General features: G+C 68.5%; 12 protein-coding genes. 10 read left to right on the top strand and 2 right to left on the bottom strand.

Going from position 1 to position 18,061, the window contains the following annotated elements; genetic code table 11:
- Positions 1–17: 17 nt before the first annotated feature.
- Positions 18–842 (bottom strand): carbon-nitrogen hydrolase family protein, encoded by an 825-nt coding sequence (locus OP497_RS09595; protein ID WP_280547983.1) that lies wholly within the window; start codon positions 840–842, stop codon positions 18–20.
- A gap of 414 nt (positions 843–1,256) precedes the next feature.
- Between OP497_RS09595 and OP497_RS09590 the strand changes: the two genes are divergently transcribed.
- The 7 genes from OP497_RS09590 (at position 1,257) to OP497_RS09560 (ending at position 11,029) form a co-directional block, all read left to right on the top strand.
- On the top strand, positions 1,257–2,645 hold the full coding sequence (locus OP497_RS09590) for a lysine 2,3-aminomutase (RefSeq protein ID WP_280547982.1): 1,389 nt from the start codon (positions 1,257–1,259) through the stop codon (positions 2,643–2,645).
- A 250-nt stretch (positions 2,646–2,895) separates the two neighbouring features.
- Positions 2,896–3,876: a TAXI family TRAP transporter solute-binding subunit gene (locus tag OP497_RS09585; protein ID WP_280547981.1), complete on the top strand. Its 981-nt coding sequence runs from the start codon at positions 2,896–2,898 to the stop codon at positions 3,874–3,876.
- Positions 3,877–4,011: 135 nt separating this feature from the next.
- On the top strand, positions 4,012–6,606 hold the full coding sequence (locus OP497_RS09580) for a TRAP transporter permease (protein WP_280548071.1): 2,595 nt from the start codon (positions 4,012–4,014) through the stop codon (positions 6,604–6,606).
- 13 nt (positions 6,607–6,619) lie between these two features.
- Positions 6,620–7,048 carry a universal stress protein gene (locus OP497_RS09575; RefSeq protein WP_280547980.1) on the top strand — a complete coding sequence of 143 codons (429 nt, stop codon included), beginning with the start codon at positions 6,620–6,622 and terminating at the stop codon, positions 7,046–7,048.
- Between the two features lie 304 nt (positions 7,049–7,352).
- Complete coding sequence (locus OP497_RS09570) at positions 7,353–8,171, top strand: DUF2189 domain-containing protein (RefSeq protein ID WP_280547979.1); 819 nt, start codon at positions 7,353–7,355, stop codon at positions 8,169–8,171.
- 136 nt (positions 8,172–8,307) lie between these two features.
- Entirely contained in the window at positions 8,308–8,826 is a 519-nt protein-coding gene (locus tag OP497_RS09565) for a molybdopterin-dependent oxidoreductase (RefSeq protein ID WP_280547978.1), read from the top strand.
- Positions 8,827–8,851: 25 nt separating this feature from the next.
- Positions 8,852–11,029, top strand: a complete 2,178-nt coding sequence (locus OP497_RS09560; protein WP_280547977.1) for an ATP-binding protein — start codon at positions 8,852–8,854, stop codon at positions 11,027–11,029.
- A gap of 5 nt (positions 11,030–11,034) precedes the next feature.
- Here OP497_RS09560 and cra read toward each other — a convergent pair whose 3' ends face one another.
- Entirely contained in the window at positions 11,035–12,042 is a 1,008-nt protein-coding gene (cra, locus tag OP497_RS09555; protein WP_280547976.1) for a catabolite repressor/activator, read from the bottom strand.
- 216 nt (positions 12,043–12,258) lie between these two features.
- Between cra and ptsP the strand changes: the two genes are divergently transcribed.
- The 3 genes from ptsP to OP497_RS09540 are packed head-to-tail and all read left to right on the top strand — an operon-like array spanning position 12,259 to position 17,911.
- Positions 12,259–15,168, top strand: a complete 2,910-nt coding sequence (gene ptsP, locus OP497_RS09550; protein ID WP_280547975.1) for a phosphoenolpyruvate--protein phosphotransferase — start codon at positions 12,259–12,261, stop codon at positions 15,166–15,168.
- The gene (gene pfkB, locus OP497_RS09545) at positions 15,168–16,142 is read left to right on the top strand and encodes a 1-phosphofructokinase (RefSeq protein ID WP_280547974.1); all 975 of its coding nucleotides are present in this window, start codon (positions 15,168–15,170) and stop codon (positions 16,140–16,142) included. The genes ptsP and pfkB overlap by 1 nt, the downstream gene beginning before the upstream one ends.
- Positions 16,139–17,911 carry a PTS fructose-like transporter subunit IIB gene (locus tag OP497_RS09540; protein ID WP_280547973.1) on the top strand — a complete coding sequence of 591 codons (1,773 nt, stop codon included), beginning with the start codon at positions 16,139–16,141 and terminating at the stop codon, positions 17,909–17,911. Before pfkB ends, OP497_RS09540 begins: the two co-directional genes overlap by 4 nt.
- The last annotated feature ends 150 nt before the right edge of the window (positions 17,912–18,061 follow it).

Raw genomic sequence — 18,061 nt, 5'->3', positions numbered from 1 at the left:
CTGACGGCTGATGCGGTTCAGTCTGGTCGCCAGAGCGGCAGGACTTCAAGGTCTTTGCGGCGGTCCCGGGACAGCGGCAGACGCGCTCGCGCCGCCTTTACCGCCTGCTTATCCAGACTCAGCCAGCGCCACTGCTCGTCGCTGCCAAAAGCGAGAGAAGGGTGGTCGTCGTCCACCAGCGGCGGGCAGAACAGCGACTGGCCCCAGGACTCTCCTGCACGGTTGAGGCTCAGCCAGTAGAGCTGATTCTCCATGGCGCGCGTGGTGACGAAAGCGTGCCAGCTGGCGAAGCTGAAGTCCCGGGTGAAGGCCACCGGGTGCAGGATCAGCTCGGCGCCCTCGTCGGTCAGGCGCCTGGCCAGTTCGGGGAAGCGCAGGTCGTAGCAGATCATCACCCCGACCCGCCAGCCGGCGACCTCGGTGACCAGCAGCCGCTCGCCCGGCGAGAAGTGGGCGGCCTCGCCGGAGGCCCCGAACTGGGCGCAGTGCAGCTTGTCGTAGACGCCGGCCAGGCGGCCGTCGGGACCGACCAGTATCTGGCTGATATGGCGCCGGCCAGCGGCGCGCCGGGCCACGCCGAAGGCGATGGTGGTGCCGAGTTCCCGGGCCAGCTCGGCGAACACCCCGACAACCGGGCCGCTCAGGTCGTCGTCCAGGGCCTCCAGGCAGGCAAAGGCCTCGTCGCCGTATTCCTGGGCCGCCAGCTCCGGCAGCACGACCAGGTCGGGGGTGCCCCGGGCACAGGCGCCTCGTATGCGCTCGGCAACGCGGCGCAGGTGGGTGAGCTGCTCATCGCGGCAGCGGGTGCGGGGGATGGCGATCTGGCCGGCGAGTATCTGCATGCGGGCTCCTGTTGCGACCCATGGGGCGCACCGCGCGGCATCCACCGGGGCGCTGGCGTGGAATTCGCAGTCTACCCCCTGCCCGCTCCCCCGTCCGGAGTCACCGATGTTGTTTGCCCCGTGTTTCGCCCCGGCGGTGTTTGCCGCGCTGCTGATCAGCCACCCCCGGGCGCGGAGCCGAACCGGTTCACCCGCGCCGGCTTCGGTATTGCACATTCGTTGCAGTTGTCCGTCAAAAGCGTGACATTCGTTGCAAATCGGCGCAGAAACTTGCAGCGATGTCAGCGAGCCTGTACCAATGGCCACCCTCGAACCACTCGCGGTGCCCCGGTTCTGCCGGCGCAGCGGATGATCTCGTCCGCCGTGCAGGGCCCCATGGCCGCCCGCTGCCGCACAACGACATCAGGAGGTGGCATGAACCAGCGCGTGAACATCGATCTTGGCGATCCCCGGGCCGAGGCCTTCGAGGCCCGCCAGTTCAAGGTCTATACCCACCGCCAGCTGGACAAGATCGAGGCCATCCAGCACCTGCCCGAGGACCTGCGCTTCGACATGCGGGTGGTCAGTCAGGTGTTGCCGTTTCGCGTCAACGAGTACGTGATCGACGAGCTGATCGACTGGAATGACGTGCCCCAGGATCCGGTCTTCCAGCTCACCTTCCCCCAGCGCGGCATGCTGCTCCCCGAGCACTTTGAGGAGGTGGCCGCGCTGATGCGCCGCGACGCCCCCGCCGCCGAGATGAAGCCGGTGATCGAGCGCATCCGCTCCGAACTCAACCCCCACCCGGCGGGGCAGATGGACTTGAACCTGCCGCTGCTCGACGGCGAGCCGCTGCCGGGCATGCAGCACAAGTACCGCGAGACGGTGCTGTTCTTCCCCAGCCAGGGGCAGGTGTGCCACAGCTACTGCACCTTCTGCTTCCGCTGGGCGCAATTCGTCGGCGACAAGGAGCTGAAGTTCGCCTCCAGCGAGGCGGACTCGCTGCACCGCTATCTCGCCGAGCACACCGAGGTGCGTGATCTGCTGATGACCGGCGGCGACCCCATGGTGATGAAGGCCAAGCACCTGCGCCAGTACCTGGAGGGGCTGATGGCGCCGGAGATGGATCATGTCCAGGACATCCGCATCGGTACCAAGAGCCTGACCTTCTGGCCCTACCGCTTCGTCACCGACCCCGATGCCGAGGATATCCTCGCGCTCTTCCGGGAGCTGACGGCGGCCGGCAAGCACGTGGCCTTCATGGCGCACTTCAACCACTGGAAGGAGATGGACACCCCCATCTGCCGCGAGGCGATCCGCCGTATCCGCGCCACCGGGGCGGAGATCCGCACCCAGGCGCCGCTCTTGAAGCATATCAACGACGATGCCGACCAGTGGGCGAGGATGTGGACCACCCAGGTGCGCCTGGGGATGATCCCCTACTATATGTTCGTGGAGCGTGACACCGGTGCCCGCCACTACTTCGAGGTGCCGCTGGTCAAGGCGTGGGAGATCTACCGCGAGGCGATGAAGCAGGTATCGGGCCTGGCGCGCACCGCCCGTGGGCCGTCGATGTCCGCCGATCCGGGCAAGGTGGAGATCCAGGGGGTGACCGAGATCCACGGCGAGAAGGTCTTCGTGCTGCGTTTCATCCAGGGCCGCGACAGCGACTGGGTGCAGCGCCCCTTCTTCGCCAGGTACGACGAGGCCGCCACCTGGCTGAACCAACTGGAGCCCGCGCTGGGGGAGCGCGAGTTCTTCTATGAGGCCGAATTCGCGGCGATGAAGGACGCGAAGCAGGCACTGATCATGAAGGCGTCGTGAGGCATGCCATCCGGGTCCGATGAAGCGGCTTGCGTGAGAAGAAGCGGCGAAAATTAACGCTCTCTAAACGTGCGCGGGGGTCTAGACTCCAACTCATGGAAAAAGGCCACATCAAATGTCCGCTTTTTTCGCTAAAGTAGGAGGGGACGGCAAGGCCGCCGGCAGTCGCGTCACGGGGCTGCCATATCGGAACCCGTTTGCTCAACACGTTTGTTGAAAATAAGTTTGTTGAAAATAAAGAGGTGTGTTCATGAAACGCCATGCATTCTCTGCTGCTGCCTTCACCGGCGCGATTCTGGGGGCCGCGATGTTCGCGTCGCCGGCCATGGCCCAGGATCAAGAGAAGTTCATCACCATCGGTACCGGTGGCCAGACCGGCGTCTACTATGTGGTCGGCCAGTCGGTCTGCCGCCTGGTGAACCGTCTGGAAGACGCCAACATCAAGTGCAACGCGCCCTCCACCGGCGGCTCGGTGGCCAACGTCAACGGCATCAAGTCCGGCGAGCTGGACATGGGCGTGGTCCAGTCCGACGTGCAGTACCAAGCCTACAATGGTACCGGCAACTTCGAGGGTGACGCCTACAAGGACCTGCGCGCGGTCTTCCGCGTCCACGGCGAGCCGCTGACCCTGCTGGCCCGCGCCGATTCCGGCATCGAGACTCTCGATGACCTGGAAGGCAAGCGCGTCAACATCGGTAACCCGGGCTCCGGCCAGCGCAATACCATGGAAGTGGTGATGGAAGCCAAGGGCTGGACCGAGGATACCTTCGCCCTGGCCTCCCAGCTGGATGCCGCCGAGCAGGCCGCGGCCCTGGCCGACAACAACGTCGATGCCATGGTCTATGTGGTCGGCCATCCCAACGGCTCCATCCAGGAGGCCACCACCACCGTGGATGCGCGCCTGATCCCGCTGAATGGCGAGGCCATCGACGGCATCGTCGAGGAGCATCCCTACTACTCCAAGGCGATCATTCCCGGCGGCCTCTACAAGGGCAACGACGAGGACGTCGAGACCTTCGGCGTGGCGGCCACCTTCGTGACCACCGCTCAGGCCGACGAGGAGATTGTCTACCAGACCGTCAAGGCGATCTTCGACAACTTCGACCGTTTCAAGCGCCTGCATCCGGCCTTCGAGAACCTCGATCCGGAAGAGATGGTCACCTCCGGCCTCTCCGCGCCGCTGCACGAGGGGGCCGCCCGCTACTATCGCGAGCAGGGCTGGATCGAGTGATCCGACAACCTGAGGTGATTTCACCTCGGTGAAGAATGCGCGGTCACCCGAGGGGGCCGCGCATTCTGTTTGGGATGCCCAAGGGCATCACCAGCAGGGGTTCCCAGGGCACACGTTACAGAGCAGGGCATGCTTATGACTGAGGACAACAAGAGGACCGCCGGGCACGAGGTCGACCTGGAGGATATGGTCGCCTCGACCGATACCGGGGCCCGCAAGCCGGCCGGGACGCCGGGCAAGCTGCTGGTCAGCATTGCCGCCGTCTGGTCGCTCTTCCAGCTGTGGATCGCGTCCCCGCTGCCGTTCATGATCGGCTTCGGGGTCTTCAACGCCACCGAGTCCCGTTCCATCCATCTGGCCTTCGCGCTCTTCCTGGCCTACATGGCCTATCCGGCGCTCAAGCGCTCGCCCCGCGACCGTATCCCCGTCCAGGACTGGGTGCTGGCGGCGGCGGCGGCCTTCTGCGGCGCCTACATGTTCATGTTCTACGAGCAGCTGGCCCAGCGCCCGGGCGCGCCGATCCTGCAGGACGTGATCATCGGCGTGGCCGGCATCCTGCTGCTCCTCGAGGCCACGCGACGGGCGCTCGGCCCGCCGCTTGCGATCATCGCCTCGATCTTCATCTTCTACTCGCTGGCCGGGCCCTACATGCCGGGCATCCTCTCCCACCGCGGGGTCAGCCTCTTCGGCCTGGTGAACCACCAGTGGCTGACCACCCAGGGGGTCTTCGGCATCGCCCTGGGGGTCTCGACCAGCTTCGTCTTCCTGTTCGTGCTGTTCGGTGCCCTGCTCGACAAGGCCGGGGCCGGCAACTACTTCATCAAGGTCGCCTTCTCGCTGCTGGGCCACTACAAGGGCGGCCCGGCCAAGGCCGCCGTGGTGGCCTCGGGCATGACCGGCCTGATCTCCGGCTCCTCCATCGCCAACGTGGTGACCACCGGTACCTTCACCGTGCCGATGATGAAGCGGGTCGGCTTCTCCGCCGAGAAGGCCGGTGCGGTGGAGGTGTCCTCCTCGGTCAACGGCCAGATCATGCCGCCGGTCATGGGCGCTGCGGCCTTCCTGATGGTCGAGTACGTGGGCATCTCCTACGTGGAGGTGATCAAGCACGCCTTCCTGCCGGCGCTGATCTCCTATATCGCGCTGATCTACATCGTCCACCTCGAGGCCCTCAAGGCCGGCCTGCAGGGGCTGGAGAGCAGCAATCCGCCCAAGCCCCTGGTGCGCAAGGTGATCGGCTTCCTTGGCGGCCTGCTGCTGATGATGATCACGGCCCTCGCGGTCTACTACGGTCTGGGCTGGCTCAAGCCGGTGCTGGGTGATGCCACTCCCTGGGTGGTGGCCGTGGGGCTGGCGGCGATCTATGTGGGACTGCTCAAGGTCGCCTCGCACTATCCCGAGCTGGAGCTCGATGACCCGGACACTCCCATCTACACGTTGCCCCAGACCCGGCCTACGGTGATGGTCGGCCTGCAGTTCATCCTGCCGGTGATCGTGCTGATCTGGTGTCTGATGGTGGAGCGCCTCTCGCCGGGGTTGTCGGCCTTCTGGGCGACGGTGTTCATGGTCTTCATCATCCTCACTCAGCGTCCCATCACGGCGATCTTCCGCGGTCGCAGTGACATGGCGGCGGATCTGCGCGAGGGTGCCCTGGACCTGTGGAACGGCCTGGTCACCGGTGCCCGCAACATGATCGGCATCGGCATCGCCACCGCCACCGCCGGCATCATTGTCGGCGCGGTCTCCCAGACCGGTGTCGGCCTGGTACTGGCCGACGTGGTGGAGATCCTCTCCATGGGCAACCTGATGCTGATCCTGATCTTCACCGCGGTGCTCAGCCTGATCCTCGGCATGGGCCTGCCCACCACGGCCAACTACATCGTGGTCTCGGCGCTGCTGGCCCCGGTGATCGTCCAGCTGGGCGAGCAGAACGGCCTGCTGGTGCCACTGATCGCGGTGCACCTGTTCGTGTTCTACTTCGGGATCATGGCGGACGTCACGCCGCCGGTGGGGCTCGCCTCCTTCGCGGCGGCCGCCGTCTCGGGCGGCGACCCGATCCGCACCGGCTTCCAGGCCTTCTACTACAGCCTGCGCACCGCGGCGCTGCCGTTCCTGTTCATCTTCAACACCGACCTGCTGCTGATCGATGTGACGTTCCTGCAGGGGATAGTGATCTTCGTGGTCTCGACCATCGCCATGCTGATCTTTGCCGCGGCCACCCAGGGCTTCATGATCGCCCGCAACCGCTGGTACGAGTCCATTGTGCTGCTGCTGGTGGCCTTCACCCTCTTCCGGCCGGGCTTCTGGATGGACATGATCCATGACCCCTACGAGTCGGTGCCGCCATCGCAGTTTGTCGAGGCGCTCGGCAGCGTCGACGAGGAGAGCGCCCTGCGCCTGCAGATTCGCGGCGAGGATGACTTCGGCGACCCGCTGACCACCTACATGCAGCTGCCGGTGCCGCAGGGCGAGACCGGCCAGGAGCGCCTGGAGAGCCTGGGCCTCGAGCTGATCATCGAGGACGGTCGGGCCGTGGTCGACATGGTGGCCTACGGCAGCCAGGCCGCGGACCTGGGCTTCGACTTCGACCAGGAGATCATCGAGGTGCTGGCCCCGGTGGACCGCTGGACCAAGGAGCTGATGTGGATCCCGGCCTTCCTGGTGTTCGGCCTGATCGTAGTGATGCAGCGTCGGCGGCGTGATCGCATTGCCGCCGCGGCGTCAGCCTGAAGGAGAGAGCGTCATGTACCAGAAGATCATGTTGCCGGTGGACCTCAACGAGGAGGCCTCCTGGACCAAGGCGCTGCCGACGGCGGTGGCGCTATGCCGCAGCTTCGGCGCGTCGCTGCATGTGGTGACGGTGCTGCCGGACTACCGCATGCCGCTGGTCGGCTCCTACTTTCCCAAGGACTTCGCCAAGAAGGCCCATGAGGCGATCTCCGAGGCCCAGCACGAGTTCATCCGCGAACACGTGCCCGAGGACATCACGGCCCAGAGCGTGATCGTCGACGGCTCCCCCTGGGAGGCCATCATCAAGGCGGCGAAGAAGCTCGAGGTGGACCTGATCGTCATGGCCTCCCACAACAAGCGCAAGTTCGCCGACTACGTGCTCGGGCCCAATGCCGAGCATGTCGTTCATCACACCAAGATCTCGGTGATGATCGTGCGCTGAGCGGGACCACCGTCTTGTGTCGTACCCGACGAACGCCTCCCCTCGAGGGGAGGCGTTCGTGCATGGGCATGCTGGTCAGCGTGGTGATGATGACCTAGGGCAAGACCCTGGCGTGACGCCCTGCACCGCCAGGATATTCTGCGTTGAGTGCCGGGATCCAACCCACCCTGCGAGGTTGGCTGTCGTCGTCTACATTGATCAGGTGTCAAGAGATGAAGGGCGCATGACGGCCGCGTGCCGGGATGTGACCTTGAACCGGCCCGGCAGCACCGGGACTCAACAGGCGGCAAACAGGGGTGTGATCATGAATGCAGCGACGTCAAAAGAGCATGGCAAGGGTGCTGCGCCCAATGTCAGGATCAGCATCCGGTCGGTGGGCATGGACAAGCCGCGAGCCTGGCTGGCAGCAGGGTTCGAGGATTTTCGCCAGGCCATGTCGGTCAGCCTGGCCTACGGCATGTTCTGGGTGGGGCTGAGTGTCGCCGTCACCGCCGGCGCTTTCACGCTGGGTCTCTGGCACTGGCTGCTGCCGCTGGTGGCCGGCTTCATGTTCATCGGCCCCCTGGTGGCGGTGGGTTCCTACGGCATCAGCCGTGCCCTGGAGGCAGGCCGTCCCCCCAACCTGGGCGATGCCTTCGGCGGCTGGAAGGGCCATGCGGGGCAGCTGGCGATGATGGGCGTGATGATGATGATCTTCTTCCTCGCCTGGATTCGCCTGGCGACTCTGCTGTTCGCGTTGTTCTTCGGCCTCGAGGCCCCCAGCCCCGAAACGCTCTACGCCTCGCTGCTGACTACCACCGATGGCCTGGTGATGCTGGCGGTAGGCACCGCGATCGGCGCCGTCCTGGCGTTCGGCGCCTTCACCATCAGCGTGGTGGCCATTCCGACCCTGATGGACCAGGATCTGACCTTCATGGAGGGCATCGAGGCCAGCATCCGTTCGGTATCGAAGAACTTCCGTCCGATGCTGTTGTGGGCGATGATCCTCATCGGCTGCGTGCTGGTCGGGGTGATGACCTTCTACATCGGCCTGGCACTGATCCTGCCGGTCCTGGGCCACGCCAGCTGGCACGCCTACGAGGACCTGGTGCGCATCGAGCCGGTGGAGGAGCTGAAGAGCTGACGCGATCTCCCCGTAAGTACTGGAAACCTCAGGGGGCGCTCGGCGCCCCCTGAGGTTTTTACAGGACGCTCTCCTGACCTCCGACGCCGAATCGCGTACGCTTGGAGCACCTTTCCCGTTCGCAGGAAGCCTGCCGATGCTGACCGGTATCGCCCTTCGTCCGCTCGTATTGCTGCTCTTGGCCCTGGTGCCGTTCTCCATCGCCCTGGCTGCGCCGCTACCGGCGCCCACCGGGAAAGTGCTGCTGACCCTCAGTGGTGACATCGCGCACGCCAATGTGGGCGACGAGGCGCAATTCGACCGGGCCATGCTCGAGGCCCTGCCGGCGCGGGTCATCGAGACCCATACGCCCTGGCATCGCGACAGGGGACGCTACCAGGGCCCGCTGGTCCTGGCCCTGCTCGAGGCGGTCGGTGCCGATGATGTTGAGCAGGTGCGCATCCGGGCGCTCAACCACTACGAGGCGGAGGTCCCGGTGGCGGATTTCCGGCGCCACGGCGTGATCCTGGCCATGACCCGCGACGGCGAGCCGCTGACTATCCGCGAGTACGGGCCGCTGTTCGTGCTCTACCCCTTCGACGACCGCCCCGAACTGCTCACCGAGGCCATCCGCTTCCGCTCGGTGTGGCAAGTCGAGCGGATCATCGTGCCCTGAGCCTGGCCGGCTGCGGAGGCCTGAATTGCTGCGCTATCCCCTGCGTCTCAAGCTGGGTGCCATCGCCGCCCTGGTGTTCTTCGCCGCCGCCCTGGTGGTGGTCGGCCTGGTGGCCTGGCGCCAGGACAGCCTGGCCGAGAGCGTGGGCGGGGATGCCGCCTGGCACGCCTACAAGCTCGACCGGGACACGGTGCAGCTGCGCAACTTCCTCATCGACCGCTCTGGCGAGTCGCTGCAGGCCCTGCGCCTGCGCTTCGAGCTGCTCTATAGCCGTCTCACCTTGCTGCAGGATGGCGACATCACCGAGCTGCTCGGCAACATTCGCGTGGCCGAGCAGCTGGTGCTGGAGATCGAGCGACACCTGCAGGCCCTGGACCAGCAGATTCGTGACCTCGAGCGCCTCGATGACGTCGCCCGGGCCAGCCTGATCCAGCGACTCGAGGCCCTGGGCGGCGTGACCGAGCGGTTAATCATCGCCATCAACGGCCACCTGGCCGAGACCACCACTCGGGAACGCGAGCGGCTGCAGACCCTCTATGGCGTGCTGCTGCTGCTGATCCTGGCCATGAGCCTGGCGGGTTCGCTGGTGGTCGCCTTCCTGTTTCGTGAGGCCCGCGACAATGCCGCCGCCCGGCGGGACCTGGAGACGCTGAGCCGTGAGCTGGAGGTCACCGCCCGACAGGCCGAGTTGGCCAACCGTGCCAAGTCGGAGTTCCTGGCCACCGTCAGTCACGAGATCCGTACCCCGCTCAACGGCGTCATCGGCATGAGCGACCTGCTGCAGGACCAACCGCTTCCCGACCGGGCGCGTCACTATGCCGACACCATCCATGACAGCGCCCGGTTGTTGCTCGAGTTGATCAACGACATCCTGGACTTCTCCAAGATCGAGGCCCAGCGCCTGGAGCTCGAGGCGCGCCCCTTCGCCCTCGGCGAGCTGGTCGATGGGGCCATCTCGCTGTTCGCGCCCCGCGCCGAGGCCCGGGGCATTCGCCTGGCGTGCGAGCTGGATCCCGGGCTGCCGCCGTATCTCGTGGGGGATGCCGGCCGACTGCGCCAGGTGCTGCTCAACCTGCTCTCCAACGCCATCAAGTTCACCGAGCAGGGCGAGGTTCGCTTGCGGGTGCAGGACGAGGGCGAGGGGCAGGTGCTGTTCGAGGTCATCGACACGGGGGGCGGGATCGCCTCCGGCCGCCAGGACCAGCTGTTCGAGCCCTTCCAGCAGGGCGACCCCTCCACCGCCCGACGCTTCGGCGGCACCGGCCTGGGGCTGGCCATCAGCAAGCGGCTGGTGGAGGCTCAGGGAGGGCGTATCGGGCTGAAGAGCGAGGTGGGCCACGGCAGCCGCTTCTGGTTCGTGTTGCCGCTGAGCGAGGCGGACAGCGGCGAGGCGGCGGAGAACGCGGTGGCGGCGGTCCCCGAGCAGCGTGTGGCCGATGCCGGGTTGCTGGTGGTCGAGGACAATCCGGTCAACCAGCAGGTCGCCCGTGCCATGCTCGAACGGCTGGGCTGCCGGGTCAGCGTGGCCGACTCGGCGGACGCGGCGCTCCGCCAGGCGGCCCGGGAACGCTTCGACCTGATCTTCATGGACGTGCAGCTGCCCGGCATGGACGGGCTGGAGGCGACGCGCCGGCTGCGTGCCCGCGGCGGCTGGTCGTCCGAGGTGCCGGTGGTGGCCATGACCGCCGGGGGGCCGGGCGGGGACCGGGCCCGCTGCCTGGCGGCCGGCATGAATGGCTACCTCACCAAGCCCCTGTTCCAGGATGCCCTGATGGCCACGCTGCAGCGACACCTGCGCCAGGGGGGGAGGACGTCCGGTGTCGGGCGTCCTGTCGTCACGGCGGGGAAGAATCCGGCCGGCCAGCCGCTGGAAGCCGCCACCCTCTCGGCACTGGGCGAGAGCCTGGGCGAGCAGGGACTGGCCGCCCTGATCACCCTCTTCCGGCAACAGGCGGCTGAGCACCTGGCGGGCCTGGAGCAGGCCGTGGCGGAGGCGGCGCCTCGCCGGGTCGAGTACCTCGCCCACCAGCTCAAGGGGGAGTCCTCGAGCCTGGGCGCGGTGAAGGTGGCCGGGCTGGCCACTCGGCTGGAACGCCTGGGCAGAGAGGGGCGGCTGGACGAGGTGGCGGTCGCGCTGGGTGCCCTGCATCGCTGCCTGGCCGTGACCCTGACGTCGCTGGAGGCCTGGACGCCGGGTGAGTGAGCCCCTCAGGCCCGGCTGGCGGCCCGCCCGGGAAGGCGCCAGCGCAGGTGGCGCGCGACCACCTGCAGGCCGGGCCGGTAGTCGCCCCGCGAGGCGGCGAGGGCACAGGCCAGGGTCAGGGTGGCGATGCGGTCATGGTCCTGGACGGCGGCGTTGACCGGCAGGGGCAGGAAGTCCAGCAGGCGGCTGTCGCCGAAGGTGGCCAGGCGCAGTGCTGGCGGCAGGCCGCCACCCTCTAGCAGCACGTCGAAGACCCCGTCGAGCAGGGTGTAGGAGGCGGTGACCAGGGCGTCGGGCATGCCGTGGCCATCGAGCAGCTCGCGCATCAGCCGGGCCCCCTCGACGCGGTCGTAGCGCTGAGCGCCGCAGGTGATCACCTCCAGCGGAGGATGGTCGGCCAGTGCCTGCTGGAAGCCGGCGCGGCGCTCGCGGCTGATCGACAGGGCCGGGACCGCATCCAGCCAGGCGATACTCGACACCCCGTCATCGAGCACCGAGCGGGTCAGCCACTCGGCGGCCTCGCGGTCGTTGCTGACCACGCTGGCGAAGTGGCGCGGGTCGAGGCCACGGTCCACGGCCACCACTGGCAGGCCGGCCGCCATCAGTTCGGCATAGAAGGGGTCCTCCATGGGCAGGCAGCTGGCAGTGATCAGCACCTCGCAGCGCTGGGCGCGCAGCGCCAGGGCCAGCTCGCGCTCGCTCTCCGGGTCGTCGTCGGAGCCGACGATCAGCAGCCGATAGCCCGCCTCTCGGGCACCGCGCTCGAGCCGCTTGGCCAGGCGTGCATAGCTGACGTTCTCCAGGTCGGGGATGATCAGCCCCAGGAGGCGGCTCGCCCCCCGACGCAGCGCGGCGGCCTGGGCGTCGACCCGATAGCCGTGCTGCGCCACCACGGCCATCACTCGGTCGATGGTCGCCTGGCTGATGCGCCGCCCCCGGGCCTTTCCGTTGATGACATAGCTGGCCGTGGTGCGGGAGACCCCGGCCTGGCGAGCGATTTCAGCGAGTGTCATGAGTGTCCTCGGTAACGGGTGGGGCGATTCTACGCCACTGACCGTGGCCGCCACCCCCTGCCAAAGTCGTAGTGTGTCGGCCTTGCCAACCAGTATGAATCGATTCAGCATGAATGACATCACAGGTGACACGATTCAGCCAGCAAGCGCATCGATCTCCGAGACGGCTGAGCGAGAGGCGACCACCGCCCGTCACCGAGCGAACAGGAGAAACCCATGTTGACCCTACGCCAGGACGATATCCTGCTCGATTGTCGGGCCGAAGATTGGCGCATGGCGCTGGATCATGCCGCCGAGGCCCTGCACGAGGCGGGCATGGTCGAGCGCGGTTACCGCGATGGCCTGCTCGACCGCGAGGCGCAGTCCTCGACCTTCCTGGGCAATGCCATCGCCATTCCCCACGGCACCCCCGAGAGCCGCCAGCACGTGCGCCGAACCGGTGTACGCGTGCTGCAGTTCCCGGACGGCATCGAGTGGCACGACGGCAACCGCGTGCATGTGCTGGTGACCATCGCCGCCCAGAGCGATGAGCACCTGGATATCCTGCGCCAGCTGACCCATGTGCTGGACCGCGAGGGCGTCGCCGAGCGCCTGGCTGCCGCCGGCTCCCGCAGCGAGATCGCCGGGCTGCTCTCGAAGGCGGTGGTGGAGGCGCGACTGGATGCCGAGACCCTCTGTCTGGGCTTTCCCGCCCGTGACCGCCAGGAGCTGGCGCTGGCCGGGGCGGCGCGCCTGCGCCAGGCCGGTTGCGTGGGCAGCGACTTCGTGGCCAGCGTCGCCGAACGCGCCCCCCAGGGGCTCGGCCAGGGGCTCTGGCTGGTCAGCAGCGATCGTGGTGTCGAGGTGCCGGCGCTGTCGCTGGCGACCTCCGACGCGGTCCTGGAGGAGGCGGGCGAGCCGGTGACTGGTGTCTTCTGCCTGGCCGCCCAGGGCGATGCTCACCGCGGCCTGCTGGAGCGCATCCTCGCCCTGCTGGACGCCGGTGTCGCACGCGAGCTGCACGGCCTCGATGCCGAGACGCTGCTGGCGCGACTCGCCGGCGAATCCGCCGCGGCCCGCACCCGCCCGGCCCGGGTGCTCAATGCCCATGGCCTGCACGCCCGGCCGGCCAAGCAGCTGGTACAGGTGGCGCGTGCACAGGGCCTGGCGATCCGCGTGCGCCTGGCCGACGGCGGCTTCGATGCGGTCTCGGCCAGCAGCCTGACCAAGGTGATCAACCTGGGCGCGCGCCGCGGGCAGCAGCTCATCTTCTCGGCCGAGGGGGAGGGGGCCGAGGCCGCCCTGGAGGCGGTCTGCAACGCCGTGGCCGAAGGGCTCGGTGAGCAGGTGCTGCCCTTCGACGAGAGCCGCGAGCAGACGGCGGCGGTGGTCGACGAGCCGGCAGCGGAGCCGCTGCCGGCCGACCAGCCCCACCCGGCCGTGGCCGCCTCCCCGGGGCTGGCCATCGCGCCGGTCTTCGTGCTGCGCACGCCGCACTTCGACTATCCCCAGCGGGCCGAGGATCCCGCCGCCGAGGTGCGCCGCCTCGAGCAGGCGATCCGCGAGGGCAGCGAGCAGCTCGAGGCCCTGGTGCGCGAGGCCCGTGGCGGTGAAGTCGCCCAGATTCTCTCCATGCACGAGGAGATGCTGGGCGACCCCGAGCTTTTCGAGGCCGCCCGGGAGCAGATCCAGGAAGGTCGATCCGCCGAGGCCGCCTGGTGGGACGCCATCGAGACCGCCGCCCACGCCCAGGAGATGCTCGCCGACCGGCTGCTCGCCGAGCGCGCCGCCGACCTGCGCGACGTCGGCCGGCGGGTGCTGGGTGTCCTCTGCCATGTCGAGCTCCCCGACCCGCCGGACCACCCCTACATCCTGGTCACCGACGATGTCGGCCCCTCCGATGTGGCCCGCCTCGATACCTCCCGGGTGCGCGGCCTGCTCACCGCCCGCGGCGGCGCCACCTCCCACAGCGCGATTCTGGCCCGGGCACTGGGCATTCCCGCGGTGGTGGGGGCCGGCAAGCGGGTGCTGACCCTGGAGGACGGCAGCGAGCTGATTCTCGATGGCGAGCGCGGTCGGATCGTCCCGGCCCCCTCCGCCGATCGTCGCGAGGCCGCCGAGCAGCGCCTGGCCGAGCACCGCCGCCGCGAGGCCGAGGCTTGGGAGGCGCGCTTCCAGGAGGCCCGCACCCGTGACGGCCACCGCGTCGAGGTGGCCGCCAACCTGGGCAACACCGCCCATGCCGCCGATGCCGTGGAGCGTGGCGCCGAGGGCGTCGGCCTGCTGCGCACCGAGTTCCTGTTCATGGCCCATGCCCAGGAGCCGGACCTCGACACCCAGATCGCCGAGTACCGCGAGGCTCTGGAGGCCCTGGACGGCCGCCCGCTGGTGGCGCGCACCCTGGACGTCGGCGGCGACAAGCCGCTGCCCTACTGGCCGGTGCCGAAGGAGGACAACCCCTTCCTCGGCCTGCGCGGCATACGCCTGGCTCTCACCCGCCCGCAGGTCCTGGAGACCCAGTTCCGCGCCATGCTGATGGCGGCGGCAGGCGGTCCTGCGGCCGGCGCTCCGGCGGCCGGCGTTCCAAGCAACGACAAGCCGCTGCGCATCATGCTGCCGATGGTCAAGGACGTCAGCGAGTTTCGCGCCGCCAAGGCGATCCTCGACCGCCTGCTCGAGGAGATTCCCGAGGCCGAGCGGACCACCGACGTCCAGCTCGGGGTGATGATCGAGGTGCCCTCCTGCGCCCTGCTGGCGCCGACCCTGGCCGCCGAGGTGGACTTCTTCTCGGTGGGGACCAACGACCTGACCCAGTACACCCTGGCCATCGACCGCGGCCACCCGGAGCTTTCCGCCCAGTCCGATGGCTTGCACCCGGCGGTGCTCAAGCTGATCGAGATGACCGTTGCCGCCGCCCATGCCCAGGGCAAGTGGGTCGGGGTCTGCGGGGAGCTCGCCAGTGACGCCGTCGCCGTGCCGGTGCTGGTGGGACTCGGCGTCGACGAGCTGTCGGTCAGCGCCCGCCAGGTGCCGATGGTCAAGGCGCGGCTGCGCGAGTTCGACCTCGAGGAGGCCCGCCGCCAGGCCGAGCTGGCCCTGGCCCAGGCCACCAGCGAGGCGGTTCGCGACGCCCTGGAGGTGCGCTGATGGCCCGCATCCTGACCCTCACCCTCAATCCCGCCCTGGACCTCTCGGTGAGCCTCGACAGCCTGTTGCCGGGCGAGGTCAATCGCACCCGCGAGACGCACCTCGCCGCCGCCGGCAAGGGCGTCAACGTGGCCCGGGTGCTGGTCGCCCTCGGCCACGAAGTCAGCGTCTCGGGCTTCCTCGGCGCCGACAACGACGGCCCCTTCCTGCGCGCCTTCGAGGCCCTGGCGGTGGAGGACGCCTTCATCCGGGTGCCCGGCGAGACGCGGATCAACGCCAAGATCGCCGAGGCCGACGGACGGGTCACCGATATCAACGGACCGGGCGCCACCATCGGTGCTGATGCCTGGCAGCGCCTGCTCGACGGGCTCGACGCCCGCGCCGCCGACCCCCGGCGGCGTCCCGAGGCGGTGGTGATCGCCGGCAGCCTGCCGCCGGGAGTGTCTCCCGAGGACCTCGCCGACCTGGTCGCCCGCCTGCGCGCGGCCGACCTGCCGGTATGGGTCGACACCAGTGGCGAGGCCCTGGGAGCGGCCATCGAGGCACGCCCCTCGGCGGTCAAGCCCAACGAGCAGGAACTGGCCGCCTGGGCAGACACCTCGCTGACCAGCGCCAACGCCCGGCTCAAGGCAGCGCTCAGGCTCTATGCTCACGGGGTCGAGGAGGCGCTGATCTCCGCCGGCCCCGAGGGCGTGCTCTGGGTCAGCCGGCGCGGCGCCTGGCAGGCGCTGCCGCCGCGTCTGGATGTCGCCAGCACCGTGGGTGCCGGCGACACCCTGGTCGCCGCCATGCTGCACGGCGTGCTCTCGGGGCATCCCCCCGAGCAGGCGCTGCGCCTGGCCACGGCGCTGTCCGCCGAATCCGTCCGCCATGTCGGCGTGGGTGACCCCCACGCCCCGGACTTCCCGCAACTCCAACAACAGACTCGCGTTCGTCGTCTCAACGACGTCGATGCGGGGGGAGCTCTCGCATGAACACCATCATCATCACCGCCTGCCCCAGCGGCATGGCCACCACCTTCCTCGCCGCCCGCCGCCTCGAACAGGCCGCCGAGCGCCTCGGCTGGCAGACCCATGTCGAGATGCACGGCGAGCTCGAGCCGCACACCCCGGTCAGTGCCGAGGCCATCGCCGCCGCCGATCTGGTGGTGGTCGCCGCCGATCACGTGCCGGTGCCGGAGCGTTTCGCCGGCAAGCGCCTGTTCCGCGCCTCCATCGACCAGGCGCTGCCCGACCCGCGTGCCTTCCTCGAGCGCGCCAGCCGCGAGGCCAGCGACTTCCAGCCATCGGCGCAAGAGGCCACCCCGGCGGCGCCCGCCGGCAACCCCGACGGCGCCCGACGCGACGGCGCCCGAAAGATCGTGGCGGTGACCGCCTGTCCGACCGGCGTGGCCCATACCTTCATGGCCGCCGAGGCGCTGGCCGAGGCGGGCAAGTCGCTGGGCCACGAGATCCGCGTGGAGACCCAGGGGTCGGTGGGCGCCCAGGACCAGCTCACCGACGAGGAGATCGCCGCGGCCGACCTGGTGATCCTCGCCTGTGACATCGAGGTCGACCCGACCCGCTTCGCTGGCAAGCGCGTTTACCGCACCTCCACCGGCAATGCGCTGAAGAAGCCGAAGCCGACCATCGAGGCGGCCCTCGAGGAGGCCGAGGTGGAACAGGCGGGCGGTGGCGCGTCGTCGGGTCAGGGCGAGGCGAAGAAGGGGGCCAAGGAGAAGGGCGTCTACAAGCACCTGCTCACCGGGGTGTCCTTCATGCTGCCGATGGTGGTGGCGGGGGGCCTGCTGATCGCGCTGTCCTTCGTGTTCGGCATCGAGGCCTTCAAGGAGGAGGGAACCCTGGCCGCGGCGCTGATGCAGATCGGCGGGGGCACCGCCTTTGCGCTGATGGTGCCGGTGCTGGCCGGCTATATCGCCTATTCGATCGCCGACCGCCCGGGCATCGCGCCGGGGATGATCGGCGGCATGCTGGCCTCGGAGATCGGCGCCGGCTTCATCGGCGGTATCCTGGCCGGTTTCCTGGCCGGTTACGTTGCCAAGGCGGTCGCCCAACACGTCAAACTGCCCTCGAGCATCGAGTCCCTCAAGCCGATCCTGATCATCCCGCTGATCGCCAGCCTGTTCACCGGTCTGGTGATGATCTACGTGGTCGGCGAGCCGGTGGCGGCCATCCTCTCGGCGCTGACCACCTTCCTCGAGAACATGGGCTCGGCCAACGCCGTGCTGCTGGGCATCCTGCTCGGCTCGATGATGTGCTTCGACATGGGCGGGCCGGTCAACAAGGCCGCCTACACCTTCGGCGTGGGGTTGCTGGCCTCGGAGACCTATGCGCCGATGGCCGCCGTGATGGCCGCGGGCATGGTGCCGGCGATCGGCATGGGCATCGCCAGCTTCGTCGCCAAGGCGAAGTTCTCCGAGCCCGAGCGCGAGGCGGGCAAGGCCTCCTTCGTGCTCGGGCTGTGCTTCATCAGCGAGGGCGCCATCCCCTTCGCCGCCAAGGACCCGCTGCGGGTCATCCCGGTGTGCATGGTCGGCGGGGCGATCACCGGTGCCATCTCGATGCTGGTCGGTGCCAAGCTGATGGCGCCGCATGGCGGCATCTTCGTGCTGCTGATCCCCAACGCCATCAGCCCGGTGCTGCTGTATCTCGCCGCCATCGTCATCGGCTCGCTGGTGACTGGCCTCGGCTATGCAGCGATCAAGCGCGGCGGCCAGGCGGTATCCGTGAGCGCCACCGCCTGAGCCGTCGGGCGGACAGGCTTTTCAGATAACAAGAGGTCAACCATGTTCCAGCTCACCCGCAGCGTCACCTGGCAGGCCCTCAAGGGCCTGCAGGAGACCACCGCCAACGACCGCATCCGCGATTACTTCGCCGCCGACCCTAAGCGCTTC

The sequence above is a fragment of the Halomonas sp. 11-S5 genome (assembly GCF_029889825.1).
GTDB lineage: Bacteria > Pseudomonadota > Gammaproteobacteria > Pseudomonadales > Halomonadaceae > Halomonas.
This window is presented reverse-complemented; position numbering and strand designations above follow the sequence as displayed.